24 protein-coding genes are annotated in these 24,844 nt (G+C 72.6%); 11 read left to right on the forward strand and 13 right to left on the reverse strand.

The genetic code is table 11. From position 1 onward, the window contains the following. Positions 1–101: 101 nt before the first annotated feature. On the reverse strand, positions 102–533 hold the full coding sequence (locus AB0M76_RS26005; RefSeq protein WP_365955145.1) for a Rieske (2Fe-2S) protein: 432 nt from the start codon (positions 531–533) through the stop codon (positions 102–104). A gap of 105 nt (positions 534–638) precedes the next feature. Between AB0M76_RS26005 and AB0M76_RS26010 the strand changes: the two genes are divergently transcribed. Further along, on the forward strand, positions 639–1,526 hold the full coding sequence (locus tag AB0M76_RS26010) for a carbohydrate kinase (protein ID WP_365955146.1): 888 nt from the start codon (positions 639–641) through the stop codon (positions 1,524–1,526). Here AB0M76_RS26010 and AB0M76_RS26015 read toward each other — a convergent pair. Beyond that, complete coding sequence (locus tag AB0M76_RS26015) at positions 1,516–2,121, reverse strand: TetR/AcrR family transcriptional regulator (RefSeq protein ID WP_266668153.1); 606 nt, start codon at positions 2,119–2,121, stop codon at positions 1,516–1,518. The genes AB0M76_RS26010 and AB0M76_RS26015 overlap by 11 nt on opposite strands. Before the next feature lie 63 nt (positions 2,122–2,184). On the opposite strand from AB0M76_RS26015, the gene AB0M76_RS26020 reads away from it, so the two are divergent. After that, positions 2,185–2,832, forward strand: a complete 648-nt coding sequence (locus AB0M76_RS26020; RefSeq protein ID WP_365955147.1) for an NAD(P)H-binding protein — start codon at positions 2,185–2,187, stop codon at positions 2,830–2,832. Positions 2,833–3,042: 210 nt separating this feature from the next. On the opposite strand, the gene uvrA is transcribed toward AB0M76_RS26020, so the two are convergent. After that, positions 3,043–6,003, reverse strand: a complete 2,961-nt coding sequence (gene uvrA, locus AB0M76_RS26025; protein WP_365955148.1) for an excinuclease ABC subunit UvrA — start codon at positions 6,001–6,003, stop codon at positions 3,043–3,045. A gap of 186 nt (positions 6,004–6,189) precedes the next feature. On the opposite strand from uvrA, the gene AB0M76_RS26030 reads away from it, so the two are divergent. The 3 genes from AB0M76_RS26030 (at position 6,190) to AB0M76_RS26040 (ending at position 9,049) form a co-directional block, all read left to right on the forward strand. Beyond that, positions 6,190–6,888 carry a maleylpyruvate isomerase family mycothiol-dependent enzyme gene (locus AB0M76_RS26030; RefSeq protein WP_365955149.1) on the forward strand — a complete coding sequence of 233 codons (699 nt, stop codon included), beginning with the start codon at positions 6,190–6,192 and terminating at the stop codon, positions 6,886–6,888. Between the two features lie 9 nt (positions 6,889–6,897). After that, positions 6,898–7,554, forward strand: a complete 657-nt coding sequence (locus AB0M76_RS26035) for an MBL fold metallo-hydrolase (protein WP_365955151.1) — start codon at positions 6,898–6,900, stop codon at positions 7,552–7,554. A 160-nt stretch (positions 7,555–7,714) separates the two neighbouring features. Continuing rightward, positions 7,715–9,049 (forward strand): MFS transporter, encoded by a 1,335-nt coding sequence (locus AB0M76_RS26040; protein ID WP_365955198.1) that lies wholly within the window; start codon positions 7,715–7,717, stop codon positions 9,047–9,049. A gap of 22 nt (positions 9,050–9,071) precedes the next feature. On the opposite strand, the gene AB0M76_RS26045 is transcribed toward AB0M76_RS26040, so the two are convergent. From AB0M76_RS26045 to uvrB, 4 genes are all read right to left on the reverse strand, one after another. Then, positions 9,072–10,055 (reverse strand): TerC family protein, encoded by a 984-nt coding sequence (locus tag AB0M76_RS26045; RefSeq protein ID WP_365955152.1) that lies wholly within the window; start codon positions 10,053–10,055, stop codon positions 9,072–9,074. 256 nt (positions 10,056–10,311) lie between these two features. Next, on the reverse strand, positions 10,312–12,351 hold the full coding sequence (locus AB0M76_RS26050) for a TerD family protein (RefSeq protein WP_365955153.1): 2,040 nt from the start codon (positions 12,349–12,351) through the stop codon (positions 10,312–10,314). Positions 12,352–12,453: 102 nt separating this feature from the next. Next, entirely contained in the window at positions 12,454–13,032 is a 579-nt protein-coding gene (locus tag AB0M76_RS26055; RefSeq protein ID WP_266668138.1) for a TerD family protein, read from the reverse strand. 85 nt (positions 13,033–13,117) lie between these two features. Further along, positions 13,118–15,286: an excinuclease ABC subunit UvrB gene (uvrB, locus tag AB0M76_RS26060; RefSeq protein ID WP_365955154.1), complete on the reverse strand. Its 2,169-nt coding sequence runs from the start codon at positions 15,284–15,286 to the stop codon at positions 13,118–13,120. 245 nt (positions 15,287–15,531) lie between these two features. On the opposite strand from uvrB, the gene AB0M76_RS26065 reads away from it, so the two are divergent. The 3 genes from AB0M76_RS26065 (at position 15,532) to AB0M76_RS26075 (ending at position 18,558) form a co-directional block, all read left to right on the forward strand. Then, the gene (locus AB0M76_RS26065) at positions 15,532–16,470 is read left to right on the forward strand and encodes a glycerophosphodiester phosphodiesterase family protein (RefSeq protein ID WP_365955155.1); all 939 of its coding nucleotides are present in this window, start codon (positions 15,532–15,534) and stop codon (positions 16,468–16,470) included. Positions 16,471–16,527: 57 nt separating this feature from the next. Beyond that, complete coding sequence (locus tag AB0M76_RS26070) at positions 16,528–17,091, forward strand: methylated-DNA--[protein]-cysteine S-methyltransferase (RefSeq protein ID WP_365955156.1); 564 nt, start codon at positions 16,528–16,530, stop codon at positions 17,089–17,091. Between the two features lie 180 nt (positions 17,092–17,271). Beyond that, a complete protein-coding gene (locus tag AB0M76_RS26075) occupies positions 17,272–18,558 on the forward strand; it encodes an MFS transporter (protein ID WP_365955157.1) in 1,287 nt (428 codons plus the stop codon). Here the strand turns inward: AB0M76_RS26075 and AB0M76_RS26080 are convergent. Continuing rightward, on the reverse strand, positions 18,548–18,910 hold the full coding sequence (locus tag AB0M76_RS26080; protein ID WP_365955158.1) for a cupin domain-containing protein: 363 nt from the start codon (positions 18,908–18,910) through the stop codon (positions 18,548–18,550). The genes AB0M76_RS26075 and AB0M76_RS26080 overlap by 11 nt on opposite strands. 11 nt (positions 18,911–18,921) lie before the next feature. Next, positions 18,922–19,437, reverse strand: a complete 516-nt coding sequence (locus tag AB0M76_RS26085; RefSeq protein WP_365955159.1) for a hypothetical protein — start codon at positions 19,435–19,437, stop codon at positions 18,922–18,924. Between the two features lie 81 nt (positions 19,438–19,518). Here AB0M76_RS26085 and AB0M76_RS26090 point away from each other — a divergent pair, with 81 nt between their 5' ends. Together AB0M76_RS26090 and AB0M76_RS26095 are read left to right on the forward strand one after the other, a co-directional pair. Continuing rightward, the gene (locus AB0M76_RS26090) at positions 19,519–20,445 is read left to right on the forward strand and encodes a pseudouridine-5'-phosphate glycosidase (protein ID WP_365955160.1); all 927 of its coding nucleotides are present in this window, start codon (positions 19,519–19,521) and stop codon (positions 20,443–20,445) included. Next, complete coding sequence (locus AB0M76_RS26095) at positions 20,442–21,350, forward strand: PfkB family carbohydrate kinase (protein ID WP_365955161.1); 909 nt, start codon at positions 20,442–20,444, stop codon at positions 21,348–21,350. Before AB0M76_RS26090 ends, AB0M76_RS26095 begins: the two co-directional genes overlap by 4 nt. 66 nt (positions 21,351–21,416) lie before the next feature. On the opposite strand, the gene AB0M76_RS26100 is transcribed toward AB0M76_RS26095, so the two are convergent. The 3 genes from AB0M76_RS26100 to AB0M76_RS26110 all read right to left on the reverse strand — a co-directional run bounded on the left by AB0M76_RS26100 (position 21,417) and on the right by AB0M76_RS26110 (position 23,306). Beyond that, positions 21,417–22,067 carry a hypothetical protein gene (locus tag AB0M76_RS26100; protein WP_365955162.1) on the reverse strand — a complete coding sequence of 217 codons (651 nt, stop codon included), beginning with the start codon at positions 22,065–22,067 and terminating at the stop codon, positions 21,417–21,419. A 168-nt stretch (positions 22,068–22,235) separates the two neighbouring features. Beyond that, the gene (locus AB0M76_RS26105) at positions 22,236–22,889 is read right to left on the reverse strand and encodes a uridine kinase (protein ID WP_365955163.1); all 654 of its coding nucleotides are present in this window, start codon (positions 22,887–22,889) and stop codon (positions 22,236–22,238) included. A gap of 45 nt (positions 22,890–22,934) precedes the next feature. Continuing rightward, the gene (locus AB0M76_RS26110; RefSeq protein WP_365955164.1) at positions 22,935–23,306 is read right to left on the reverse strand and encodes a cupin domain-containing protein; all 372 of its coding nucleotides are present in this window, start codon (positions 23,304–23,306) and stop codon (positions 22,935–22,937) included. A 152-nt stretch (positions 23,307–23,458) separates the two neighbouring features. Between AB0M76_RS26110 and AB0M76_RS26115 the strand changes: the two genes are divergently transcribed. Further along, positions 23,459–24,175: a DUF2293 domain-containing protein gene (locus AB0M76_RS26115; protein ID WP_365955165.1), complete on the forward strand. Its 717-nt coding sequence runs from the start codon at positions 23,459–23,461 to the stop codon at positions 24,173–24,175. Positions 24,176–24,185: 10 nt separating this feature from the next. Here the strand turns inward: AB0M76_RS26115 and AB0M76_RS26120 are convergent, their stop codons facing one another. Beyond that, entirely contained in the window at positions 24,186–24,836 is a 651-nt protein-coding gene (locus AB0M76_RS26120) for a chaplin (protein WP_365955167.1), read from the reverse strand. Positions 24,837–24,844: the final 8 nt, after the last annotated feature.

Here is a 24,844-nt window from a genome sequence, read left to right on the forward strand (position 1 = left end):
CGCAAGCGCTCGTACGGGACCGTACTTGAGCTTCGGCCGGTGCGGCGAGAGTGCGTGCCGGGCGTCACGACGGGGCGAACGCTGCCTGACGCGGCACTGGCTCAGCCCGCGATGAGCTTGCCGCCCTCGGCCTTGACCGGGACGGCGGGCAGCGGGTCGGCGGCCGGGCCGCGCAGCACCTTGCCGGTCGTCACGTCGAAGCGGCTGCCGTGGCAGGGGCAGTTGCCCTCGCCGTCGTCGATCTTGTCCAGGACGCAGCCGGCGTGCGTGCACTGAGCGCTGAACGCCTTGTACTGGCCCTCCGCCGGGCAGCTGACGACCACCTTCTCCTTCCGGAACAGCTTCGACCCGCCGACCGGGACCTCGGACGCGGCGCCGAGCTCCACCGGGGCGGCCGGCACCGCCGGGGAGCCGGAGCCGCTGTTGCTCTCGGTGGAGCAGGCCGCGAGCGCCGCCCCGCCGCCGACGGCTCCGACGATCGCGGCGGCGCCCTTGAGCACGGTACGGCGGGCGGCGGGCTGCGACGCGGACATGCGGTTCTCCTGGTACGAGAGGTTCTGCTGGAACGAGAGGTTCTGCTGGGCCCCCCGACGATACCGCCGCCCGGTTCCGCCGCCCGATGGGATACCTTCCCCCGCGTGATCGTCGTCGGTGGAGAAGCCCTGATCGACCTCGTGCCCGTGGCGCAGCCGCCGGGCGCGCTCGTGCCGCGGCCGGGCGGGGGGCCGTACAACACCGCCCTCGCGCTGGGCCGGCTCGGTGCGGAGGTCGCCTTCTGCTCCCGGGTCTCGACGGACGGCTTCGGCGAGAGCCTCCTCTCCGGGCTGCATGCTGCCGGGGTGGACCTCTCGCTGGTCCAGCGCGGGCCGGAGCCCACCACCCTCGCCGTGCCCTCGCTGGCCCCGGACGGCTCGGCCGCGTACGGCTTCTACGTGGAGGGCACGGCCGACCGGCTGTTCACCCTGCCCGAGGCGCTCCCCGCGGGCACCCGGGCCCTGGCGCTCGGGACCTGCTCCCTCGCCCTGGAGCCGGGCGCGAGCGCGTACGAGGCCCTGCTGCGCCGGGAGTCCGGGCGCGGGGTGCTGACGCTGCTGGACCCCAACATCCGCCCGGCGCTGATCGCGGATCCGGTGGCGTACCGGGCCCGGTTCCTGGGCTGGCTGCCGTACGTGTCCGTCCTCAAGCTGTCGGAGGAGGACGCCTGGTGGCTGGGCGGGCGGGTCTCGGACTGGCTGGCGGCGGGGCCCTCGGCGGTGGTGCTGACCCGGGGCGCGCAGGGGCTGACGGTCCGGACCCGGGAAGGTACCGAGTACACGGCGCCGGCCCGCCGGGTCGCCGTGGCGGACACGATCGGCGCGGGCGACACGGTCAACGCGGCCCTGCTGCACCGCCTGTCGGCTCCGGCGAATCCGGCCGGCGGCCCGGTGGACTGGCCCGGCGTGCTGGCCTACGCGGCCCACGCGGCGGCGCTGACCTGTACCCGGGCGGGCGCGGAGCCGCCGTACGCGGCGGAGCTCAGCGGATAGCGGCCCACAGGGTCCGGGCCACGGCGGGGGCGAACTCCTCGACGGGCCGGACCACCTCCGGGCCCGAGAAGTGCAGGAAGAAGGCCCGCTGGAAGCAGGCGCCGAGCAGCAGCTCGGCCGCCGCCTCCGGATCGGCGTCGGGACGCAGCCGCCCCCGCTCGAGCTCGCGGCGCAGCCGGCCGGTCAGTGCGTCGCGTACGACGTGGGGGCCGGTGCCGATCTCCTGGACGCCCTCGCGGTGCCGGGTCAGCAGGGCGGGCTCGGCGAAGAGCGAGGCGGCCATGGGCATGGCGTCGGCGTAGAAGAGCGAGGCGTGGCGGGCGATCGCGGTGAGCGCCTCCTCGACGGAGCGCTCGTCGTGATCGCCGGCGAGCTCGGCCATGAGCGGCCCGGCGTTGGGGGTGCGCTCCATGAGGACGCGCACGAAGAGCTCCTCCTTGTTCGCGTAGTGCTTGTAGAGCGCGGCCTCCGAGCAGCCGGCCTCGCGGGCGATGGCCTTGGTGGTGGTGTTGGCGAGGCCGATGGTGCGCATGAGCGTCTCGGCGGCGTCGAGGAGCCGCTCGGGCGTGGGCCGGCTTGACTTCGGGGTGAGCATTCACTCACCCTAGCGGAAGAAGGGGTGAGTGAATGCTCACCCACCTTGGGACGGGAGCCGGCGATGAAACTGACGGTGTTCGGAGCCACGGGCGGTGTCGGACGCGAGGTCGTCCGACAGGCACTCGACGCGGGCCACGAGGTGACGGCAGTGGTCCGCGACCCCGCCCGGCTGGGCGTGCCGGCGCACGACCGCCTCCGGGTGGCCGTGGTGCGCGACCTGACGGACGAGGACGCGCTGCTCCCGGTCCTCGCGGGCCGGTCGGCGGTGATCTCCGCGCTGGGCTCGGCGAGCAACAAGCAGGCCCGGCTCGCGCCGGTCACCGGGCCGGCGCTGCGGGCCGTCGTATCGGCGATGGACCGGGCGGGGGTGAGCCGCCTCGCGGCAGTGAGCGCGGCCCCGGTCGGGCCGGACGTGGAGACCGACGGGTTCGTGGCCCGAAGGATCTTCCTCCCCCTGCTCCGCCGGGCCCTGCGCGATCTGTACGCGGACCTGGCGGTCATGGAGGCGGCGATCCGCGCGAGCGGCACCGACTGGACGGTGATCCGCCCACCCCGCCTCCTGAACAAGCCGCGCACCGGCTACCGCCGGGTCATCGGCGCCAATGTCCCGAACGCCCGGACCATCTCCCGCGCGGATGTCGCGGACGCCCTCCTCCAGTCCCTGACAGACCCGGCCACGACGGGCCACGCGGTGGGCGTAGCAACGTAGCCCGGCGGGGCTGTCCCCCTACCCGCACCCGCCCTTCCACCGTTCCTCCCCCGACTACCGCTGGGAGGTACCCCCAGGGCTCCGCCCGCCCCCGCGCCTCTCACGCCAGCGAGGCTGATTCCAGCCCCGCCGGCGTTTGAGGCGCGGGGGTGCGGGGTGCGGGGTGCGGGGGCCGGCCCCCGCAGGGCGGGGACCCGCACCGCGCAGCGGCTAGGCCTTGCGGGCCCGGGCCGTTGTCTTCTTGGCCGGGGCCGCCGCCTTCTTGGCGGCCGTCCGCTTCGCGGCGGCCTTCTTCGGCGGGGCCACGAGCGACGCGGCGTCAGAGACCCGCTCCGCCCCCAGGATGTCCCGCAGGAACTTGCCCGTGTGGCTCGCGCCCACCGACGCAACCTGCTCCGGCGTGCCCTCGGCGACCACCAGACCGCCCCCGTAACCGCCCTCCGGGCCCATGTCGATGACCCAGTCCGCGGTCTTGATGACGTCCAGGTTGTGCTCGATGACGATCACCGAGTTGCCCTTGTCCACCAGCCCCGACAGCACCTTGATCAGCTTCGAGATGTCCTCGAAGTGCAGACCCGTCGTCGGCTCGTCCAGCACGTACACCGTCCGCCCCGTCGACCGCTTCTGCAGCTCGGACGCCAGCTTCACGCGCTGCGCCTCACCGCCCGACAGCGTCGGCGCCGACTGGCCGAGCCGGACGTACCCCAGCCCCACCTCGTTCAGGGTCCGCAGGTGCCGTGCGATCGTGGGCACCGCCTCGAAGAAGTCCAGCGCCTCCTCGATCGGCATGTTCAGGACCTCGGCGATGGACTTGCCCTTGTAGTGGACCTCCAGCGTCTCCCGGTTGTACCGGTCGCCGTGGCAGACCTCGCACGGGACGTACACGTCCGGCAGGAAGTTCATCTCGATCTTGATCGTGCCGTCGCCGGAGCAGTTCTCGCACCGGCCGCCCTTCACGTTGAAGGAGAAGCGGCCCGGCAGGTAGCCGCGCACCTTCGCCTCCATCGTCTCCGCGAAGAGCTTGCGCACGTGGTCGAAGACGCCCGTGTACGTCGCCGGGTTCGACCGCGGGGTCCGGCCGATCGGCGACTGGTCGACATGCACGACCTTGTCGACGAGGTCGTCCCCGTCCACCCGCGTGTGCCGTCCCGGAACCGACCGGGCGCCGTTCAGCTCACGGGCCAGGTGCGTGTACAGGATGTCGTTGACCAGCGTCGACTTGCCCGACCCCGATACGCCCGTCACCGCCGTGAGCACGCCCAGCGGGAAGGACACGTCGATGTCCCGCAGGTTGTTCTCCTTGGCGCCGTGGACGGTCAGCTTCCGGTCCCCGTTGACGGGCCGGCGGATGTCCGGCATCGCGATGGACCGCTTCCCGGACAGGTACTGCCCGGTCACCGAGTCGCCGTTCTTCAGCAGCTCCTTCAGCGAGCCGCTGTGCACGACCTTGCCGCCGTGCTCGCCGGCGCCCGGGCCGATGTCCACGACCCAGTCGGCCACCTTGATGGTGTCCTCGTCGTGCTCGACGACGATCAGGGTGTTGCCCATGTCCCGCAGCCGCACCAGCGTCTCGATCAGCCGGTGGTTGTCCCGCTGGTGCAGGCCGATGGAGGGCTCGTCCAGTACGTACAGCACGCCGACCAGGCCGGAGCCGATCTGGGTGGCGAGGCGGATGCGCTGGGCCTCGCCGCCCGACAGGGTGCCGGCGGCGCGGTTCAGCGAGAGGTAGTCCAGGCCGACGTCGACGAGGAAGCGGAGCCGCTCGTTGACCTCCTTCAGGACCCGCTCGGCGATCTTCTTGTCGCGGGCGTCGAGCTTCATCCGCCCGAGGAAGTCCGCGCACTCGCTGATCGACATCGCGGCGACCTCGGCGATGGACTTCTCCATCACCGTCACCGCGAGCACGATCGGCTTGAGCCGGGTGCCCTCACAGGTCGGGCAGGGCACCTCGCGCATGTAGCCCTCGAAGCGCTCGCGGCTGGCGTCGCTCTCGGACTCCGAGTGCCGGCGCTTGACGAACGGCACGGCGCCCTCGAAGGCCGTCGTGTACGCCCGCTCCCGCCCGTACCGGTTGCGGTAGCGGACCTCGATCTGCGTCTTGTGCCCGTACAGCAGGGCCTTCCTCGCCCGCAGCGGCAGCCCGGCCCACGGGATGTCCGTACGGAAGCCCAGCTCGCCGGCGAGCGCGCCGATCAGCCGCTGGAAGTAGTCCTTGGTGTGGCCGAGGGACCACGGGGAGACCGCGCCCTCGTCCAGGGACTTGTCCTCGTCGGGGACGATCAGCTCCGGGTCCACCTCCATGCGCGTACCGATACCGGTGCACTCGGGGCAGGCGCCGAAGGGCGAGTTGAACGAGAAGGAGCGCGGCTCCAGCTCCTCGAAGGACAGGTCGTCGTACGGGCAGTAGAGGTGCTCGGAGTACATCCGCTCACGCTCGGGGTCGTCCTCGGCGAGGTCGACGAAGTCCAGGATCACCATGCCGCCGGAGAGGCCGAGGGCGGTCTCCACGGAGTCGGTGAGCCGGCGCTTGGCGCTGTCCTTGACGGTGAGGCGGTCGATGACCACCTCGATCGTGTGCTTCTCCTGCTTCTTCAGCGTGGGCGGCTCGGAGAGCTGGATGGTCTCCCCGTCCACCCGCGCCCGGCTGTAGCCCTTGGTCTGGAGGTCGGAGAAGAGGTCGACGAACTCGCCCTTGCGCTCGCGCACCAGCGGCGAGAGCACCTGGAAGCGGCTGCCCTCGGGGAGCGCGAGCACCTTGTCGACGATCGCCTGCGGCGACTGGCGCGAGATCGGGCGGCGGCACTCGGGGCAGTGGGGCTTGCCGATGCGCGCGAAGAGCAGGCGGAGGTAGTCGTAGACCTCGGTGATGGTGCCGACCGTCGAGCGCGGGTTGCGCGAGGTCGACTTCTGGTCGATCGAGACGGCCGGCGAGAGCCCCTCGATGAAGTCCACGTCGGGCTTGTCCATCTGCCCCAGGAACTGGCGGGCGTACGACGAGAGCGACTCGACGTAGCGGCGCTGACCCTCGGCGAAGATCGTGTCGAAGGCCAGGGAGGACTTGCCCGAACCGGAGAGTCCGGTGAAGACGATGAGTGAGTCGCGGGGCAGGTCGAGCGAGACGTTCTTGAGGTTGTGCTCGCGAGCGCCACGAACGATGAGACGGTCGGTCACGCCGGTCCGCACCTTTCTTGAGAGAGCGGGGGCACGGGCCCCCGTCCCAGGGTATGGGGGGCGCCTCTGCAACGGGGAAGAGAGCTTGGACTTCGAGCGTATAGCACGCGCATTCGATTTACGGCACTCCCCGGACGGCTTCACCCGTTCGTGTGGCCGGGGCACCTCGGCACTAGGCTCGGATCCATGACTGATCATGTGCACGACCTGCAATCTGTACGTGCAGCCACGGACCGACTGCTGACCGCGGTCGCGAAACTGGACAACGCCGCCCTGGCCGAGGAGTCACACCTCCCGGGCTGGACCCGCGGCCACGTACTGGCCCACCTCGCGCGCAACGCGGACGCCCTCGTCAACGTCTTCGCGGGCCGCCCGATGTACGCGAGCGCCGAGGCCCGCGACTGCGACATCGAGCGCGACGCCCCGCGCCCGCTGGACGTCCAGCTCGCCGACGTGCGCGAGACCCACGCCGGCTTCCTGGCGCAGACCGGGCAGGACCAGGACTGGTCGCGCACCGTCGAGCTGCGGAACGGGGTCACCGACCTGGCCTCGAACGTGCCCTTCCGCCGCCTCGTCGAGGTCGAGCTGCACCACGTCGACCTGAACATCGGCTACGAGCTCTCCGACCTCCCGGAGGAGTTCACGGGGCGCGAGATCGCCTTCCTCGCCGACCGCTGGGCCGGGCGCTCCGAGGTGCCCCCGGTGACCCTGCAGGTCGAGGGCGACGGCAGCGGTTCCACGTGGCACACCGGCGGCGCCGAGGGCGGCCCGGTCACCCTGGTCGGCACCGGGGCCGAGCTCCTCGGCTGGCTGGCCGGGCGCGGGGACAAGGGCGCACACCTCACTGTCGTCGGCGGCCTCCTCCCGACCCTCCCCCCGCTCTAGGATCAGGACATGACGTACAGCGGAGCGGTCAAGGTCGGCGGTCCGGCCGACGTGCACGAACTCCCGGACCTGATGATTTCCAAGGTCGCGGTGGGCCCCATGAACAACAACGCGTACCTGCTGCGCTGCCGGGCCACCGACGAGCAGCTGCTGATCGACGCGGCCGCGGAGCCGGCGACCCTGCTGCACCTGATCGGCGACGACGGCATCGCGTCCGTCGTCACGACGCACCGGCACGGCGACCACTGGGGCGCGCTCCAGGCCGTGGTCGAGGCGACCGGCGCCCGCACCTATGCGGGCGCCGACGACGTCGAGGGCATCCCGGTGGCCACCGCCGTGCCCGTGGCGGACGGGGACACGATCCAGGTGGGGCGGGTCACGCTGACCGCCCGCCACCTGGTCGGACACACCCCCGGCTCGATCGCCCTGATCTACGACGACCCGCACGGGCACGCGCACGTGTTCACCGGGGACTGCCTCTTCCCGGGCGGCGTCGGCAACACCGGCAACGACCCGAAGGCCTTTGCCAGCCTCATCGACGACGTGGAGACGAAGCTCTTCGGGCAGCTGTCGGACGAGACCTGGGTCTACCCGGGGCACGGCAACGACACCACGCTCGGCGCGGAGCGGCCGCACCTGGCCGAATGGCGCGAGCGCGGCTGGTAACACCCGTCCGGTCCCGGTCAACACCGCGACAGGAAGCACTCCTTCCGGTCGAAGATGACCGAACGCACGTCCTGGGGGTGCGGGGCGGGGTAATTGCTGCATCATGCAACAAGACCCCTCCCCCGCCCTCCCTCTCCCCGTCGTTCCCCGCTCCCCCTCGATGCTGCGGCTGGCCTCGGCCTCGCTCGCCGGAACGGCCATCGAGTTCTACGACTTCTTCGTCTACGGCACGGCCGCCGCCCTCGTGCTCGGCCCGCTCTTCTTCCCGTCCTTCTCCCCGCTCGCCGGGACCCTCGCCGCCTTCGGCACCTTCGGCGTCGGCTTCCTCGCCCGCCCGCTGGGCTCGGTGGTCTTCGGCCACATCGGCGACCGCTACGGGCGGCGCCCGGTCCTGCTCGCCTCACTGCTGCTCACGGGCCTCGCCACGGTGGCGGTCGGCTGCGTGCCGACGTACGCGACGATCGGCATGGCGGCGCCTCTCCTGCTGCTGGTGCTGCGCTTCCTGCAGGGGCTCGGCCTCGGCGGCGAGTGGGGCGGCGCGGTCCTGCTGACCGCCGAGCACGCCCCCGAGCAGCGGCGCGGGCTGTGGGCGAGCTTCCCGCAGACCGGCCCGGCGGTGGGCTTCCTGCTGGCCAACGGCATGACCCTCACCCTGTCCGCGACGCTGACCGACGGGCAGTTCGCCTCCTGGGGCTGGCGCGTCCCGTTCTGGGCGGCGGGCGTACTGGCCCTCGCCGGGCTGTGGCTGCGCCGCTCGGTGGAGGAGACCCCGCAGTTCCGCGCCCTCGCCGAGACCGGCCGACGCTCCGACGCCCCGCTGTCCGAGGTGGTGCGCGGGCACTGGCGGCTACTCCTGCTGACCGGCGGCGCCCTGTCCATCGGGTACGCGGTCTTCTACGCGGTCACCACGTGGTCCCTCGCGTACGCGACCGAGCACCTCCGCGTGGACCGGACGGTGATGCTGGCCTGCATCATGGCGGCCGTCGCACTCAAGGGCCTGATGACCCCGGTGATGGCAGTGCTCGGCGACCGCCACGGCCGGCGGCCGCTCTGCCTGGCCGGCTGCGCGCTCTGCCTGGTCTGGATGTTCCCGTTCATCGCGTTGCTGCGCACCGGGGACCCGCTGCTGATGACACTGGGCTGCCTCGGCGGGCTGGTGGGCATGGTGACGATGTTCGCGGTGGTGGGCGCGTACCTGCCGGAGCTGTACGCCCCGCGGATCCGCTGCACGGGCGCGGCCGTGGGCTACAACCTGGGCGGGGTGCTGGGCGGCGCGCTGACCCCGATCGTGGCGACGGCGCTGGCGGACGGTTCCGGTCCGCCGTGGGGCGTCGCCGTGTACCTGAGCGCCATCGCGCTGCTCAGCCTGGTCTGCTTCGCCCTGCTCCCGGAGACGAACCCGACGGTCGTCCGGGCCCGGACCGGCCCCGGTACCGAGTCGGGCACGAGCGCGGGCACGGGAACGGGGGCGGCCGAAGCGGCCGCCCCCGCATAGCCCCTCAGGGCCGCAACACCCTTCAGGCGTCGATGCTCACCGAGCGGGCGGCGGCCTCGGCGGCCGCCTGCTTCTTCGAGGCGATCAGGCTGGTGATCGTGGTGATCACCAGGACGCCGCAGATGACGCCCAGGGAGACCGGAATGGAGATCTCCGGGACGTGCACGCCGGACTCGTGGAGGGCGTGCAGCACCAGCTTGATGCCGATGAAGCCGAGGATGACGGACAGGCCGTAGCTGAGGTGGACCAGCTTCTCGAGCAGGCCGCCGATGAGGAAGTACAGCTGGCGCAGACCCATCAGGGCGAAGGCGTTGGCGGTGAAGACGATGTACGGGTCCTGGGTGAGGCCGAAGATCGCGGGGATCGAGTCCAGGGCGAACAGCACGTCGGTGGTGCCGATGGCCAGCATCACGATCATCAGCGGGGTCAGGACCCGCTTGCCGTTGTTCCGGATGAACAGCTTGGTGCCGTGGTACTGGTCGGCGACGCCGAACTTCTTCTCGATCGACTTGAGGAGACGGTTCTCCTCGAACTCCTCCTCGTCCTCGTCCTTGCGGGCCTCCTGGATCAGCTTCCACGCGGTGTAGATCAGGAACGCGCCGAAGATGTAGAAGACCCACGAGAAGTTGGTGATGATCGCGGCGCCGGCCGCGATGAAGATCGCACGGAGCACCAGGGCGATCAGCACGCCCACCAGCAGCACGCGCTGCTGGAGCTGGGAGGGCACCGCGAACTTCGCCATGATCAGGACGAAGACGAAGAGGTTGTCCACGCTCAGGGACTTCTCGGTGATGTAGCCGGCGAAGAACTCCTGGGAGGCCTGGCTGTTGCCGAAGAACATCAGGCCGAGGCCGAAGAGTGCGGCGAGGACGATCCAGACGACCGTCCAGATGCCGGCTTCCTTCACCGACACGTCATGGGGCTTGCGGCCGATGAAGAAATCGGCGCCGATCAGGATGCTCAGACCGAGAATGGTCAGCACCCAGAGGGTCAACGAAACATCCACTGCTTATTCGCCTCCGGCAGATGGCTCAGCACACATGTCAGCGTCATCGCTGCCGGAGGTCTCTTCCACCCGGGCGGCCTGGAGGCCGTGGGCCGGCGCCCCGGGACCGACTGCGGTGCATATGACCCAGGTGGTTCACATGCCGAAGTGGTCCGTATTGACGGGTACGCCGTAGCAGGAAAGCAGGAATACTCCCCTCCGCGCGCCCAGGTTACCCGTCAGAGCCCGGAAAGGTAAAGAGAACCCCAAGGGTCGGTCATGGGCGGGCATTGCGCCGGGCCGCGGCGATCCGGTCGAGGGTCTGTTCCAGGACCCGGCTGCCCTGCGGCGGCAGGTCCGGCTCGAAGGTCCAGGCGTGGCCGACCCACGGGTCGGCGAGATGGTTGTCCGGCACCGGTGACAGCCGCATCAGCGAGCGCCACAGCGGGTCCAGCAGCGGCCCGTACGCCGAGGCCTCGTCGCGGTCCGCGACCATCAGCAGGTGCACGCCGACCGCCGGACCCTCGTCGGCCAGGTAGCGCAGCTGCGTGACGGCCCGGTCGTCGAAGCCGTGCGGGAAGTCGTGCACGATCAGCAGCTGGTCGGCGGTGTCCACATCGGGCGGCAGTTCCTCGGGCGCCCCGGCCCGCACGGCCATCTGTACGAGGTCCACCCGTCGGGTCAGCTCCGCCAGGGTCCGGGTGACCCCGGCGGCCCCGGCGGCGGGGGGGCCGGCCAGCACCCCGGCCGCGACCAGCGGTGCCAGGGAGGCGGCCCCCGCCCCGGCCGCGTCGATGACGTGCACGGAGAACCGGTCCCCCGGGTGGACCGCGAGCAGCCGGACCGCGTGGGCGACGGCCATGTCCATGGCGGCCCGGCGCAGCCGGTCGGTGTCCATCGTCATGGCGGCCTCGGAGCCGGTGCGGCCGTTGTCGATCCACAGCCCGCGCTCGAGCGGCAGCCGCACGAGCATGGGGATCCGCAGGTCGGGCCGCTCGGGCAGATGCAGGTCGCCGAGGCGCAGGGCCATCGGGGCTTCCTCGGGGACCCCGCGCCCGTGCCAGACGGGGTTGGCCCAGCGGGCGTACGGGGCCGGCAGCGCGGGCTCGACCACCTCGGACTCGGCGATCAGCTGGGCGAGGTCCCGGTCGAGCACGGCCTTGGCCTGGTCGACGAGCTCGTCGTGGCGGGCCCTGGCCTCGTCGCGGGCGGCGTTGCCGGAGCCTCCCCTGGCCTCCGGCGTGGGAGACCCCAGGCGGTGGCGGGGGTCGGACAGCGCCTCGTCGAGCTCGCGGTCCATCCGGGTCTCGGCGAAGTCGCAGGCGCTGCGGTAGGCGGCCACCGAACGGGCCAGGTCCTCGAACATGCCCCAGACCTGGTTGTAGAGCCGCTCGTCCATGGACCAGCCGCCGGCGTCGCCGGCGACGGGCACGGGCGGCCGGCCGGGCTGCGCGGATGCGGCGGCCTGCGGCGCCGGTTCGGGCGGCTCGGTGGTGCTGCGGCGCCGGCGCGGGTGCACGTAGCTGAGTGTGGGCGCGCTCAGCGTCGGCGGGCCGTCGCCGGAGTCGCCGGGCGGGGTGCCCGGCGTACCGGCGTACGGGACTCCGGAGACCGGCACCGGCTCCGGCTGCTCAGGGGTCACCGGGGCGGGCACGGCCGAAGCCGCGTCCTGCGGTTCCGGGCGGCCCGGCGGAGCCCCGGGGACGGCCCCGGGGCGCAAGGGCGCGGTGGGCAGGGACACGGTGGGCGCGGGCGCCCGCGTGGCCTCGTCCCGCGCGGCCGCTCCCACGACCGCGGCGGCCAGGGCAATGGCGGCCGGGGCGCCCAGTCCGGCGTCGGCGAGCAGCGCGCCGAGCCCGTCGGCGTACCCCTGGCCCACGGCGCGGACCTTCCAGGCACCCTGGCGCCGGTAGAGCTCGAGGGTCACGACGGCGGACTCGGACTCCAGCCCGGTCACGGTGTACCCGGCGAGCTCGGCGCCCTCCGGGTCGGCCACGGCCACGTACGAGGCGGGGGCCGCGCCGAAGCGCGTCGGGCCGCCGGGCGGCAGGACGAGTACCACCCCGAGCCGGTGCACGGACGGTGCGACGGCGTCGAGGTCGACGGCGAAGCGGTGCTCGCCCGCCACGGCACCCGGCACCTCCAGTCCGGGCAGGTTCCGGGCGCCGGGGTGGGCCACCGACTCGGGGCCGGCCAGCCGGCCCGCGTCATCGCAGGCCGAGGCCAGGGCCAGGACGGGTGTGCCCGCCGAGACCCTGATCTCCACCTGCGTCTGGGACAGGGGGTGGTTCTGCCCCCGGACCAGTTCGGCCGTCATCGTGCAGCCCTCCCCCGTGCCCTTGCTCTTCTGTTCTGGTGCTCTGCGTACTGCAGTGGCGCAGTACTGCGGTGGTGCCGTACTGCGGTGGTGCCGTACTGCTTACAGGTGCGGCAGGATCGCCGGCATCAGGTCCTGGAAGGTGCGGCCGTTGGCGGGGTTGCCGAGCGCCGTCATCTGCCAGCCGCTGCCGACGCGCGACACCTTCGCCATGATCTGCGCGGTGTACTGCCCGCCGCCGTCCAGGGTGTAGCGGGCCAGCTCCTGGCCGTTGGTCTCGTCGACGATGCGGCAGAACGCGTTCTGCACCTCCTGGAACGTCTGACCGGTGAACGAGTTCACCGTGAAGACGATCTGGTCGATGTGCACCGGCACGCGCTGGAGGTCGACGAGGATCGACTCGTCGTCCCCGCCCTGACCGACGCCGCCGACGAGGTTGTCACCGGTGTGCCGGACCGAGCCGTCGTCGCTCTGCAGGTGCCGGAAGAACACCACGTCCACCGGCTGCTTGTCGGCGAAGAGCACCGCCGACGCGTCCAGGTCGATCTCCCGGGTCCGCGAGCCGAACAGCCCGCGGCGCTTGGCCGCCTGCCAGCCGAGGCCCATCCGGACCGCGGTCAGCGTGCCCCCGTCCTGCTTCTGCAGACTGATGGCCTGACCCTTGGTCATGTTGACCGTCACGCGCTGTCCCCTCTCCTAGCCCGCCCCCGATGTGGGTGCGCACATGTACCTGCGGCTGCTGCCAACCCTACTGACCGGCCCCGGGTCAGGCGAGGCCCGCTTCCTTCATCTGCCGCAGCTCCTTCTTCAGCTCGCCCACCTCGTCCCGGATCCGGGCCGCGACCTCGAACTGGAGCTCGGCCGCCGCGCCGCGCATCCGCTCCGTCATCTGCTCGATGAGCGCGGCCAGTTCCTCGGCCGGACGGTCCGTCAGCGCCGCGGCCTCCTTGGCCGCCTTGGCGGCCTTGGCTCCCTTGACCCCCTTGCCGCCCACGGTGACCTGGCCCGCCTTGACCACGCCGAGAGAAGGCACGGGAGCTTTGGCGCCCTTGCCGTCCTTGCCCTGGCGGTACCCGGTGCCGAGGAGCTCCTCGGTGTCCAGTTCCTCGCGGGCGATGGTGGCGACGATGTCGTTGATCTTCTTGCGCAGCGGCTGCGGGTCGATCCCGTTGGCCGTGTTGTAGGCGACCTGCTTCTCACGGCGGCGGTTGGTCTCGTCGATCGCCTGCGCCATCGCCGGGGTGATGCTGTCCGCGTACATGTGGACCTGGCCCGACACGTTGCGCGCCGCGCGGCCGATGGTCTGGATCAGGGAGGTCCCCGAGCGCAGGAAGCCCTGCTTGTCGGCATCGAGGATCGCGACCAGCGACACCTCGGGCAGGTCGAGGCCCTCGCGCAGCAGGTTGATGCCGACCAGGACGTCGTACTCGCCGGCGCGCAGCTCGCGCAGCAGCTCGATCCGGCGCAGGGTGTCGACGTCGCTGTGCAGGTAGCGGACCTGGATGCCGAGCTCCAGGAAGTAGTCCGTGAGGTCCTCGGCCATCTTCTTGGTGAGGGTGGTGACCAGGACGCGCTCGTCCTTCTCCACCCGCTGCCGGATCTCGTGGACCAGGTCGTCGATCTGCCCCTCGGTGGGCTTGACCACGACCTCGGGGTCGATGAGGCCGGTGGGGCGGATGATCTGCTCGACGAAGCCGTCGCCGCGGGAGAGCTCGTACTTGCCGGGGGTGGCGGACAGGTAGACCGTCTGGCCGATCCGCTCCTGGAACTCCTCCCACTTCAGCGGCCGGTTGTCGAGGGCGGACGGCAGCCGGAAGCCGTGGTCGACCAGGGTCCGCTTGCGCGAGGCGTCGCCCTCGTACATCGCGCCGATCTGCGGCACGGTGACGTGCGACTCGTCGATGACGAGGAGGAAGTCCTCGGGGAAGTAGTCGATGAGGGTGTTCGGCGCGGAGCCGCGCTCGCGGTCGTCCATGTGCAGCGAGTAGTTCTCGATGCCGGAGCAGGACCCGATCTGGCGCATCATCTCGAGGTCGTACGTGGTGCGCATGCGCAGCCGCTGCGCCTCCAGCATCTTGCCCTGCTTCTCCAGCTCGGCGAGCCGCTGCGCCAGCTCCGTCTCGATGCCGGCGATCGCCTTCTCCATGCGCTCGGGGCCGGCGACGTAGTGGCTGGCGGGGAAGACGTACAGCTCGCGGTCCTCGCTGATGACCTCGCCGGTCAGCGGGTGCAGCGTGGAGAGGGCCTCGATCTCGTCGCCGAACATCTCGATGCGGACGGCCAGTTCCTCGTAGACCGGGAAGATCTCGATCGTGTCCCCGCGCACGCGGAAGGTGCCGCGGGTGAAGGCCACGTCGTTGCGCGTGTACTGGATCTCGACGAAGCGGCGCAGCAGCTGGTCCCGGTCCATCTCCTCGCCGACCTTGAGGGGGACCATCCGGTCGACGTACTCCTGCGGGGTGCCGAGGCCGTAGATGCAGGACACCGACGCCACGACGATCACGTCCCGCCGGGTGAGCAGCGAGTTGGTCGCGGAGTGGCGCAGCCGCTCCACCTCCTCGTTGATCGAGGAGTCCTTCTCGATGTAGGTGTCCGACTGCGGAACGTACGCCTCGGGCTGGTAGTAGTCGTAGTACGAGACGAAGTACTCGACGGCGTTGTTCGGCAGGAGCTCGCGGAACTCGTTCGCCAGCTGGGCGGCGAGGGTCTTGTTCGGCGCCATCACGAGGGTCGGGCGCTGGAGCTTCTCGATCATCCAGGCGGTGGTCGCCGACTTGCCGGTGCCGGTCGCACCCAGCAGGACGACATCCTTCTCACCTGCACGGATGCGCTTTTCCAGGTCGACGATGGCCGCCGGCTGGTCGCCGCTGGGCTGGTAGGGGCTGACGACCTCGAAAGGCGCCACCGTGCGTTCGATCTTCGATACGGGCCGCATGAGTCCACCGTACGACCCCCCACTGACACTCACGCAGCCGCTCGCGGTCCGCGGCGCCGCGCCAGGTCCGGCGGGCGGGACGGAAGTCCTCCTTTCTGGTCCGTTTGTCGTAGTTCGGTGGCGGCCCCGTGATCATCAACCGCATGATCGCCGTAGAGGTCCCCCGTGTAGTGCATCGCCGCAACGTCTGCCATTCCGCACGCGTCTGACGCAGGAACAGGGCTCCCGAACCGAGGAGAACGCACATGTACGTCCGACCCGCCGCCGCGGCCGCCGCCGCATTCCTGGGCTTCACCCTGACCGTCCTGGGCGGGACGGCCTCGTCCGCCGCCACCGGCCCCTCCTCCCCCTCGTCCCCGGCCTCCCCCGCCGGCGCCACCGGCGCGGCGGGACTGCTGGGCCCCGTCGTGTACGCCCACCGGGGGGCTTCGGCGTACGCGCCGGAGAACACCCTCGAGGCGATCGACCTCGCGATGCGGCTGGGCTTCGACTGGGTCGAGAACGACGTCCAGCGCACCAAGGACGGGGAGCTGGTCGTGGTCCACGACGACACCCTGGCCCGGACCACCGACGTCGAGCAGGCGTTCCCGGACCGGGGGCCCTGGCGGGTCAAGGACTTCACGGCGGCGGAGATCGCCACGCTCGACGCGGGCAGCTGGTTCGGCGAGGAGTTCGCGGGCGCCCGGGTGCCGACCCTGCGGGTGTACCTCGACCGGGTGCAGCGCAACCGGCAGCGGCTGCTGCTGGAGATCAAGAAGCCCGAGCTGTACCCCGGGATCGAGCAGGAGACCCTGCAGGTGCTGGACGAGGCCGGCTGGCTCGACGCGGACCACGTGCAGCGCCGCCTGGTCGTGCAGAGCTTCAGCGCGGACTCCGTACGCATCGTGCACGGCCTGCGCCCGGACCTCGTGACGGCCTTCCTGGGCACCCCCACCGTCGCCGACCTGCCGAAGTACGCCGAGTTCACGGACCGGATCAACCCGTGGCACACCACCATCTCGGCCGACTGGGTGGCGGCGGTGCACGGGCTGCTGGGCTCCCACGGCAAGACGATGGAGGTGGACACCTGGATCGTGGACGACGCGGCGACGACCCGGAAGGTGCAGGGGATGGGCGTGGACGGGATCATCACCAACGCCCCGGACGTCGTACAGGAGGCGGTGCTCGGGGCCTTCGCGTACTAGGTGTTCCGTCCGGGGAGGTGTCCCCGGCCTGTCGGACCCTCCCCGTACGGTGGAGGGGTGGACAGCACCGAGCGGCCCCGCGGGCCGCACCTCGAATGGACCGTCGTCCCCAGCGACGTCGGGCCTCTGCTCCTGGCCGCGACCCCGGAGGGTCTGGTCCGGGTCGAGTTCCATGCCGGTCCGGACCGGGTCGAGAAGATGATCGGCTCCCTCGTCTCCCGGCTCGGCGCCGACGCCTGGCGACCGGCACCGGGCGAGGAGGTGCTGCTGGCCGAGCCGATTCGCCAGCTGACCGCCTACTTCGCGGGCTCGCTCAAGCGCTTCGACCTGCCGCTGGACTGGCGGCTCAGCTCCGGCTTCAACCGGCAGGTGCTCCAGGAACTGGACCGCTCGGTGCCGTACGGGGCGGTCGTGGGGTACGGGGAGCTCGCGGCCCGCGTCGGACAGCCGGGCGCGGCCCAGGCCGTGGGCAACGCCATGGGGTCGAACCCGCTGCCGCTGGTGGTGGCCTGCCACCGGGTCGTGGAGAACGGCGGGGGCATCGGCGGTTTCGGCGGTGGGGTGGAGACCAAGCGGTCCCTGCTGGCACTGGAGGGCGTCCTGCCGCAGCCGCTGTTCTGACGGGGCGCGGCGGGGGCGCGGGCCGGGGTGCGGGCGCGGGCGGCAGGCGCGGGGGGCGTCCCCCGTTCCGTCCGGCCGTAAGGGGTGCGAAACTGCCGCGGTGACTACTGCCACCGCCTCCGGCCGTACTGCGCCCGCGCCCGTATACCGCCCTGCGCCGCCGCGACGGCGGTGGGCGGCATGACCGCCGTCCCCGGCACCGACCGGCCCGCTCCGCCGACCGACCTGGCGGACCTGCCCGGGCTGCAGCGGCGCACCTCCGGGGTGCTGATCGCGAGCCAGATGCTGGGCGGCCTCGGCGTGCCCATCAGCATCGCCCTGGCCCCGGTCCTCGCGACGCAGGTCAGCGGCACCGAGTCGCTGTCCGGCTTCGCCTCCACCGCCGCGGTGATCGGCACCGCGGCCGTCTCCCTGCCGCTCGCCGCCCTGATGACCGCGCGCGGCCGCCGCCCGGGGCTGGTCCTCGGGTACGGGATCGGCGCCGCCGGTGCGGCCCTGGTGGTCCTCGCCACCGCGATCAAGAGCTTCCCGCTGCTGATGCTCGGCATGGCCGCCTTCGGAGCGGCCTCCTCCGCCAACCTCCAGGCCCGGTTCGCAGCTGCCGACCTCGCCGCCCCGGACCGGCGGGCCCGGGCCGTGGCCGTCGTCGTCTGGGCGTCGACCCTCGGCGCGGTGCTCGGCCCCAACCTCTCCGCCCCGGCCAGCCGCAGCTTCGCCGGGACCTCCATACCCGAGACGGCGGGCCCCTTCGTCTGGGCCGGCGCCGTCTTCGTCCTCACCGGCACCCTGATCGGCGTACTCCTGCGGCCGGACCCGCTACTGACGGCCCGGGCGCTGGCCGGGCCCGAGGAGCAGACCCGCGAGGGCCGCTCGCTGCGCGCCGGGCTCGCGGCGGTCAAGGCCTCCCCGCGGGCGCGGCTGGCCCTGGTCACCGTCGCGGTGTCCCACACCACCATGGTCTCGATCATGGTGATGACCCCGGTCGACCTGGGCCACCACGGCGCCGGACTGGAGCTCGTCGGCCTGGTGATCAGCGGCCACATCGCCGGCATGTTCGCCTTCTCGCCCGTCATGGGCTGGCTCGCGGACCGGGTCGGCCGACTGTCGGTGATCGGCCTGGCGGCCGGGCTGCTGTCGCTGGCGGCCCTGCTCGCCGGCACCGCCGGACCCGACCACGCGCAGAGCGCCGTCGGCCTGTTCCTGCTCGGCCTCGGCTGGTCCGCCGGCATGGTCTCCGGCTCGGCGCTGCTCACCGACTCGGTGCCACAGGCCGCGCGGGCCGCCGTACAGGGTCTGAGCGACCTCACGATGAACACCTGCGCGGGCGTGGGCGGCGCGGCCGCAGGCCTGGTCATGTCCCACGCGGGCTACGGCTGGCTGAACGTGATCGGCGCGGGCCTGCTGCTGCCGATGGCGGCGCTCGCCCTGTTCACCGGGCGCCGCCACCCCGCTGCCGCTAGTAGCTGATGTGGTAGGCCTTGCGCAGCGTCTCGTGGACGGTCCAGGTGGTCTTGTCGCCCTCCCGGAGCACACAGGCGGAGCCGGGGCCCACCTCCAGGGTCCCGCCGCCCTCGACCTCGATGGTGGCCCGGCCGCTGACCACGACGAACAGCTCGTTCGCCTCGGTGTCGGTCACCACGCCCGGGGTGATCTGCCAGATGCCGCGCAGCTGCTTGCCGTCGGGAGACTCCCACAGCACCTTGCCCGTCACGACGGGCTCGCCGGAGAGGATCTGGCCGGGATCGAGGTCCTCTGCCTCCAGCTCGGCATCCGGTACGGATACGGCGAACGAGGCAGGACCGTGCTCACTGGTGCTCATGCCGAGTCACCCTAATCCGGCCGTCCGGCGCGCCGCGGTGACCAGAGCGTCCAGGTTCCACCCGCCGGACAGGTCAACCTGTCCAGCCGGTGTCCTGCTCCATGCCGGGCTCTGAGCGCCGGCTGGTGGAATCCGGTGGCCTCCGCCGGGTGCCACACCGTATCGGCGAACCCGGCCCGGCGCGCGTAGCCCGCCGACTCCTCCTCGGGCAGCGCCCAGTACCTGGCCTTGGACGTGCGGGAGGTCCACGTCTCCCCGCCGGGCGCGGCGGACGGCAGCAGCCGGAAGAGCTCCAGGTCGTACCGCTCACCGCCCTCGTGCCACTGCCAGAGCTGGAAGCTGATGGTCCGGCCGTCCGGGCTGCAGGCGTTGTCGAGGACGCGGTGCAGGCCGCGGCCTGGGTGGGCGGTGAGCAGACCGTTCAGTGCCCGGCTCTGGCGGGCTGTGCCCGCGTCCCGGTCCGCGTACAGGAGGTCGTACCGGCCGGCGAGTTCGTCGTAGAAGGCGCGGATGTCCCGGGGGTTCACGGGGGAACGCCACTCGGACAGGTTCGGAAGGGCGGGCCGGGAGCGCGTTTGGGGGCGCACATCCCGTGCCATGGATGGGACATGCACACATCACCCGAGGTCCCCGTCCTGTCCGAAGAGGTCCGTGAGGCGCTCGACCGGGGCCGTCCCGTCGTGGCTCTGGAGTCGACGATCATCGCCCACGGCCTGCCCCGCCCCCGCAATCTCGCCGTGGGCGCCGAACTGGAGGCGCTGGTGCGCGCCGAAGGGGCGGTTCCGGCCACGATCGCGGTCGTCGACGGGGTCGCGTACGCGGGCCTCGACAAGGCGCAGTTGGAGCGGATCGCCGGCGGTGAGGGCGTACGCAAGCTCGGCCACCGGGATCTGGCCCCCGCGCTCGCGGCCGGCGCGACGGGCGCGACGACGGTGTCCGCGACGGCGCTCCTGGCCGCGCGGGCCGGGCTGCGGGTCTTCGCCACGGGCGGGCTGGGCGGCGTACACCGGGAGTACGCACAGACCCAGGACGAGTCGGCGGATCTGCAGTTGCTGGCGCGGACGCGGATCACGGTGGTGTGCGCGGGGGTGAAGTCGATCCTGGACGTGCCGGCCACGCTGCAGCGGCTGGAGACGCTCGGGGTGGGGGTACTGGGGTACGGGACGGAACGTTTCCCCGGGTTCTACCTGGCCAGTTCCGGCGAGCCGGTGGACTGGACCGTGCACCGGCCGGAGGAGGTGGCGGCGGTGATGGCCGCTCAGGACGCCCTCGGCGGACCGGAGTCGGCACTGCTGGTGGCGAATCCGGTGGGGGAGGCGGACCAGTTGGATCCGGATCTGCACGACCGGGTGCTGGCCGAGGCCCTCGAGGAGTGCCACGAGCGGGGGATCACGGGGCAGGCGGTGACCCCGTTCCTGCTGGGGTTCCTGGTACGGGCCACGGGCGGGGCCTCGCTGGAGGCCAACCTGGCGGCGGTACGGGGCAACGTGGCGCTCGGGGCCAGGATCGCGGGGGCCTGGGCGGCGCGCGCGTGACCGCGCCCGGGGCGCTGCTGGTCATCGGGGACGTGGTGACGGACGTCGTGGCCGTGCATCCGGAGCCACTGACTCCGGCCACGGACACGGCCGCGCGGATCCGGACCCTGCCGGGCGGCGCCGGGGCCAATGCGGCCTGCTGGGCGGCCCACGCGGGGGTGGCGGAGGTACGCCTGCTCGCGCGGGTCGGCACCGAATCCGCCCGGTGGCACGAGCAGTCTCTGCGGGACTGCGGGGTGCGGCCGCGGCTGGTGATCGATCCGGCCGAGCCGACCGGGACGGTGGTGGCGCTGGTCGGCAAGGACGCGGAGCGAACCTTCCTCACCGACAGCGGCGCCGCGCTGCGGCTGTCGCCCGAGGACTGGGCGCCGGCCCTGCTGGACGGGGCGGCCCATCTGCACCTGTCCGGCTACCTCTTCTTCGCCGACAGCAGCCGCGAGCTGGCCCTCGTCGCGCTGCGGGCGGCCCGGGCTCGTGGCGTGCCGGTGAGCGTGGACCCGGCCTCGGCGGGATTCCTGGTCGCGCTGGGTCCGCAGCGCTTCCTCGATGCCGTGGCGGGGATCGGCGTACTGCTGCCCAACGAGGACGAGGCACGGCTGCTGGCCGGGCTGCCCGGGGCGGCGGGGGCGGCAGGGGCCGCCCGGGCGGCGGCGGAGCTGAGCCGGCGGGTGCCACTGGTGGTGGTCACCCGGGGCGCGGCGGGGGCGCTGGTGGCGGAGGCGGGCCGGGTGACCGCGGAGGTGTCGGCGGAGTCGGCCGAGGCGGTGGACTCGACGGGGGCCGGGGACGCGTTCACCGGCGGGTTCCTGGCGGCCCGGCTCGCGGGCGCGGAGCCGGCGGACGCGGCCCGGGCCGGGTGCCGTGCGGCCGCGCACGCGGTGACCCGGCTGGGCGGGCGTCCGTAACGGCGGGAGCCGCACGGCGCATGCCGGCCCCCGGCTGTCACTCCGGTCCGGGCGGCTGGTGCCGCGTCAGGAGGCGTACTCCTCCTGGCCGAGGGTGTCGATCACGCCAGCCTTGTTCACGTTGTAGTGGAACACCAGGCCCTTGTTCGGGTGGGTCTCCAGCCACGAGGTGAGCTCGTGCGTGCTGATCGGCGTGCTCACGGTGGTGGGGAGGATCGGGGTGAAGGCGCTGATCTTCGCGTCCTCGGCGATCGGGATGAAGGTTTCCTCGCCGACCGTCACGAACGGGGTGGCACCGCCCGCGACGGCGCAGCCCCAGTTGCCGTGCTTGACGATCAGGCTGGTGGAGCCGCCCTCGGGGGTGTAGCGGTAGACGGCGATCTCGTCGGGCGAGATGGGCGCCTTGGGGACGCAGGTGGGCCCGGGAGCGGGCGGCTTCGGCTTGGCCGGAGTGGTGGCGGTCGGGGCCGGCTTCTTCGACGACGCCGCTGCGGACGGCGTCGCCCCGCCTGCCGGGGCGGCGGAGGCGGCAGGGGTGGCCGACGGGCTCACCGGGCTCGCGCCGGGGGTCGTACCGGCGGCTCCCGCTCCCGCGTCACTGCCGTCGTCGCCGTTGCAGGCCGTGAGGGCCAGGGCTCCGCACAGCACCAGCGCGGCGCAGGCGGCCTGCCGCCGCAGCCGTCTCGGACCCCGAATCGCCGTACCACGTCCGCCCATTGCCGTCTCCCTCTGCCAAGGCGCCACCAGGTGGCCGCCGTCGAAGCGTGGCGTCAACGTAGCGCCGTGGTTCCGGCCGCGGCGACGGCCGGATCCCGTTCGTCGCAGAGCCGCTATGGCGCTGTTGCGGATCCCGGACGTCCGTGACGGTACGGGCGGGCGCGGAGGTCAGCCGGTGAGGCCCGTGAGGCCGGTCCAGGCGGGGTGGCGAGGGTCGTCGGCCCGGACCACGGCGTCGGCCTGCGCCGCGGGGTCGGTCTCCGCCTCGTAGCGGGCGAAGGCGGGCAGGGTCCAGCGCGCGGACTCCTCGGTGCGGCGGGCCAGCGCCCCCGGGGAGAGCCGGATGTGCACGCTGAGGTCGAAGGGGAACCAGTGGCCCAGCAGCAGGGGGCCGTGCACGATCACCACGCCGCCCGGCGGGAGTTCGGAGTACGGGCTGCGGGTCGCCCGGTCGGTCACCGGGTCCCAGAGGTCGGGCAGCACTCGGCCGGTGCCGCCCGGGTCGGTCGGGCCGAACACCTCGCGCCAGAGGGCGGCGGTGTCGTACCAGCCGCCGAGGTAGGAGTCCACGTCCTCACGGCCGAACTCGAAGCGGAGCGAGGCCGGCCGCAGGAAGCCCTCGGCCGGGACCACCAGGACCGGGCGGCTGCGCAGGCGCAGCGCGTCGGCGAGATGGCCGGCGAGCACGCCGGTACCGGCGGCGGGCGCGCCGTCGATGCCCACCCGCTGCCAAGTCGTCTGCCCGGAGGACGCCTTGTGTTCGTCGAGGTGACCGGCGAGACGCTCGGCCATCCGCTGCCATGTGATCGCTTCCAGCTGCACGGGCCCATTGTCAGTGGTGGACCGTAGCGTTTTCACGAGGGAGGTTCACCCGAAGTCCCCCGAGCAGGAGCACGGTGTTGCGCCGCGCGGGGCGGCAGCAGGTATGGAGAAGGCCTCGCCCTCGGCCAGCGTGGACGTCACGTACAGCACGACGGGTACGGTGCCGAGGTTGCGGCCGAGGTGGAGGTGCTCGACGCCGGGCGGCTCGACGAAGCTGGCCCCCGGCAGGTGTACGACGACCGAGTTGTCGTGCAGGATCCGGGTCAGCGTCCCGGACTTGACCAGCGCGATCAGCGGAACGCGGTGGAAGTGCCAGCCGGTGCAGCCGCCGGGCTCTATGACGACCTCCCGGCCCGCGAGGTCCTCCGCCCCGGCCGTGTCCCGCGTACGCCGCGCCGTCGCCTGCCAGCCACCCATGTGTGTGCCCCTCCCCCATGGGCATCACGGCTCTACCGCAGCCCCAACGCCCCACGGTAGAGGGACATCCGGACATCCGGGAATGTCGGCGAAAGCTCAACCATCATTTTTGGCAAGGTGATAAGCAGACCGGACGGCGGTATCACTTCGTCATGAGCCTCGTGGTGTTCGAGTCGCTGAAGCAGATCAACTGTGCGGAGTGCCGCCAGGGGCCGCTCCGGCACCTCGTCCGCGAGGCCGGTGTGCCCCGCTGCCTGGACTGCGCCGACCTCGGGCACCTCGTCTACCTGCCGCGCGGGGATGCCGCACTCACCCGGCGGGCCCGTGAGGCCAGTTCGCTCTCCGCCGTCGTGGTCCGCTTCAACAAGCGGCGCCGCCGCTACGAGCGCCAGGGGCTCCTGGTCGAGGACCCCGCCCTGGCCCGCGCGGAGCGCGCCTGCCTCGCGGACGCCGAGGCGCGGGCCCGCCGCCGGGAGCGCGACCGGCTGCGCCGCGCGGTCGGGGACATCCGGTTCACGGCTGCCTTCGCCGCGGAGATCCGGCGGCTGTTCCCGGGCTGTCCCGCCGAGCGGGCGGCGGCCATCGCCGCCCACGCCTCGCTGCGCGGCAGCGGCCGGGTGGGCCGTACGGCGGCCGGCCGGGCCCTCGACGCACAGGCGGTGTCGGTGGCGGTCCGGGCGGCGGTGCGGCACACCGACACCGAGTACGACGCCCTGCTGATGGCGGGCGTCCCGCGGTTCGCGGCCCGGGCCCGGCTGGCGGCGCGGATCGACGCGATCCTGGACGGCTGGCGCACACCCGCGCCATCCCCGCCCCCGCCTCCGCCCCCGCCTCCGCCTCCGCCGCACGCTTCGGGCCCCGAGCCGTAAGCCCTGCGGCCTACTGGAGGCGGAAGCGGCGGTAGAGCAGGACCCCGCCCAGCAGCAGCGCCCCACCGCCGGGCAGCAGGTAGCCGGCGCCGTCGGCCCCGGTGTGGGCGAGCGCCGGGCCGTGCTGCGGCGGCGCGGGCGGGGTGACGGGCCGCTCGACGACGGGCGGCTGCTGCGGCGGCTTCCCGCCGCTGGGCTCCTCGCCGTTGACGGAGGTGTTGCCGGTGGAACTGTTGCCGACCCCGACGACGCTGACCGCGTTCCCGCTGATGTTGAGCGGGACGTCGACGGGAAGCTGGATCCCGTTGCCGGACAGCAGCCCCGGCGAATCCTTTCCGCGCCCTTCGGTACGGGCTCCCCCGCCCATGCCGCTCCCGCTCCCGTTCCCGTTCCCGGGTTTCGAGGGATGCGAGGACACGGACCCTGGATGCCCGTCGCCACCGCCCCCGCCCTCGTTGGCACAGCGGTTGCCCGCGGCCGAGTTGAGCACGCCGACCACGCTCACGGTGTTCCCGCACACGTTCACCGGGGTGTGCACCGGCAGCTGCACCAGATTCCCGGACAGCAGCCCCGGCGAACGCTCGGCCTTCCCGCCCGCGTCCGCATCGGCGTAGGCGAACCCGCTGACACCCGCGACCGCCAGTCCACCTCCCGCAACCACCGCCGCGA

The organism is Streptomyces sp. NPDC051364 (genome assembly GCF_040682115.1).
Taxonomy (GTDB): Bacteria; Actinomycetota; Actinomycetes; order Streptomycetales; family Streptomycetaceae; genus Streptomyces.

Bases quoted from the DNA above. Each gene is read 5' to 3' on its own strand.
- AB0M76_RS26005 (WP_365955145.1), bottom strand. From the start codon at position 533: ATGTCCGCGTCGCAGCCCGCCGCCCGCCGTACCGTGCTCAAGGGCGCC.
- AB0M76_RS26015 (WP_266668153.1), bottom strand. From the start codon at position 2,121: ATGCTCACCCCGAAGTCAAGCCGGCCCACGCCCGAGCGGCTCCTCGAC.
- AB0M76_RS26020 (WP_365955147.1), top strand. From the start codon at position 2,185: ATGAAACTGACGGTGTTCGGAGCCACGGGCGGTGTCGGACGCGAGGTC.
- AB0M76_RS26030 (WP_365955149.1), top strand. From the start codon at position 6,190: ATGACTGATCATGTGCACGACCTGCAATCTGTACGTGCAGCCACGGAC.
- AB0M76_RS26035 (WP_365955151.1), top strand. From the start codon at position 6,898: ATGACGTACAGCGGAGCGGTCAAGGTCGGCGGTCCGGCCGACGTGCAC.
- AB0M76_RS26040 (WP_365955198.1), top strand. From the start codon at position 7,715: ATGCTGCGGCTGGCCTCGGCCTCGCTCGCCGGAACGGCCATCGAGTTC.
- AB0M76_RS26050 (WP_365955153.1), bottom strand. From the start codon at position 12,351: ATGACGGCCGAACTGGTCCGGGGGCAGAACCACCCCCTGTCCCAGACG.
- uvrB (WP_365955154.1), bottom strand. From the start codon at position 15,286: ATGCGGCCCGTATCGAAGATCGAACGCACGGTGGCGCCTTTCGAGGTC.
- AB0M76_RS26065 (WP_365955155.1), top strand. From the start codon at position 15,532: ATGTACGTCCGACCCGCCGCCGCGGCCGCCGCCGCATTCCTGGGCTTC.
- AB0M76_RS26075 (WP_365955157.1), top strand. From the start codon at position 17,272: ATGACCGCCGTCCCCGGCACCGACCGGCCCGCTCCGCCGACCGACCTG.
- AB0M76_RS26080 (WP_365955158.1), bottom strand. From the start codon at position 18,910: ATGAGCACCAGTGAGCACGGTCCTGCCTCGTTCGCCGTATCCGTACCG.
- AB0M76_RS26090 (WP_365955160.1), top strand. From the start codon at position 19,519: ATGCACACATCACCCGAGGTCCCCGTCCTGTCCGAAGAGGTCCGTGAG.
- AB0M76_RS26100 (WP_365955162.1), bottom strand. From the start codon at position 22,067: ATGGGCGGACGTGGTACGGCGATTCGGGGTCCGAGACGGCTGCGGCGG.
- AB0M76_RS26110 (WP_365955164.1), bottom strand. From the start codon at position 23,306: ATGGGTGGCTGGCAGGCGACGGCGCGGCGTACGCGGGACACGGCCGGG.
- AB0M76_RS26115 (WP_365955165.1), top strand. From the start codon at position 23,459: ATGAGCCTCGTGGTGTTCGAGTCGCTGAAGCAGATCAACTGTGCGGAG.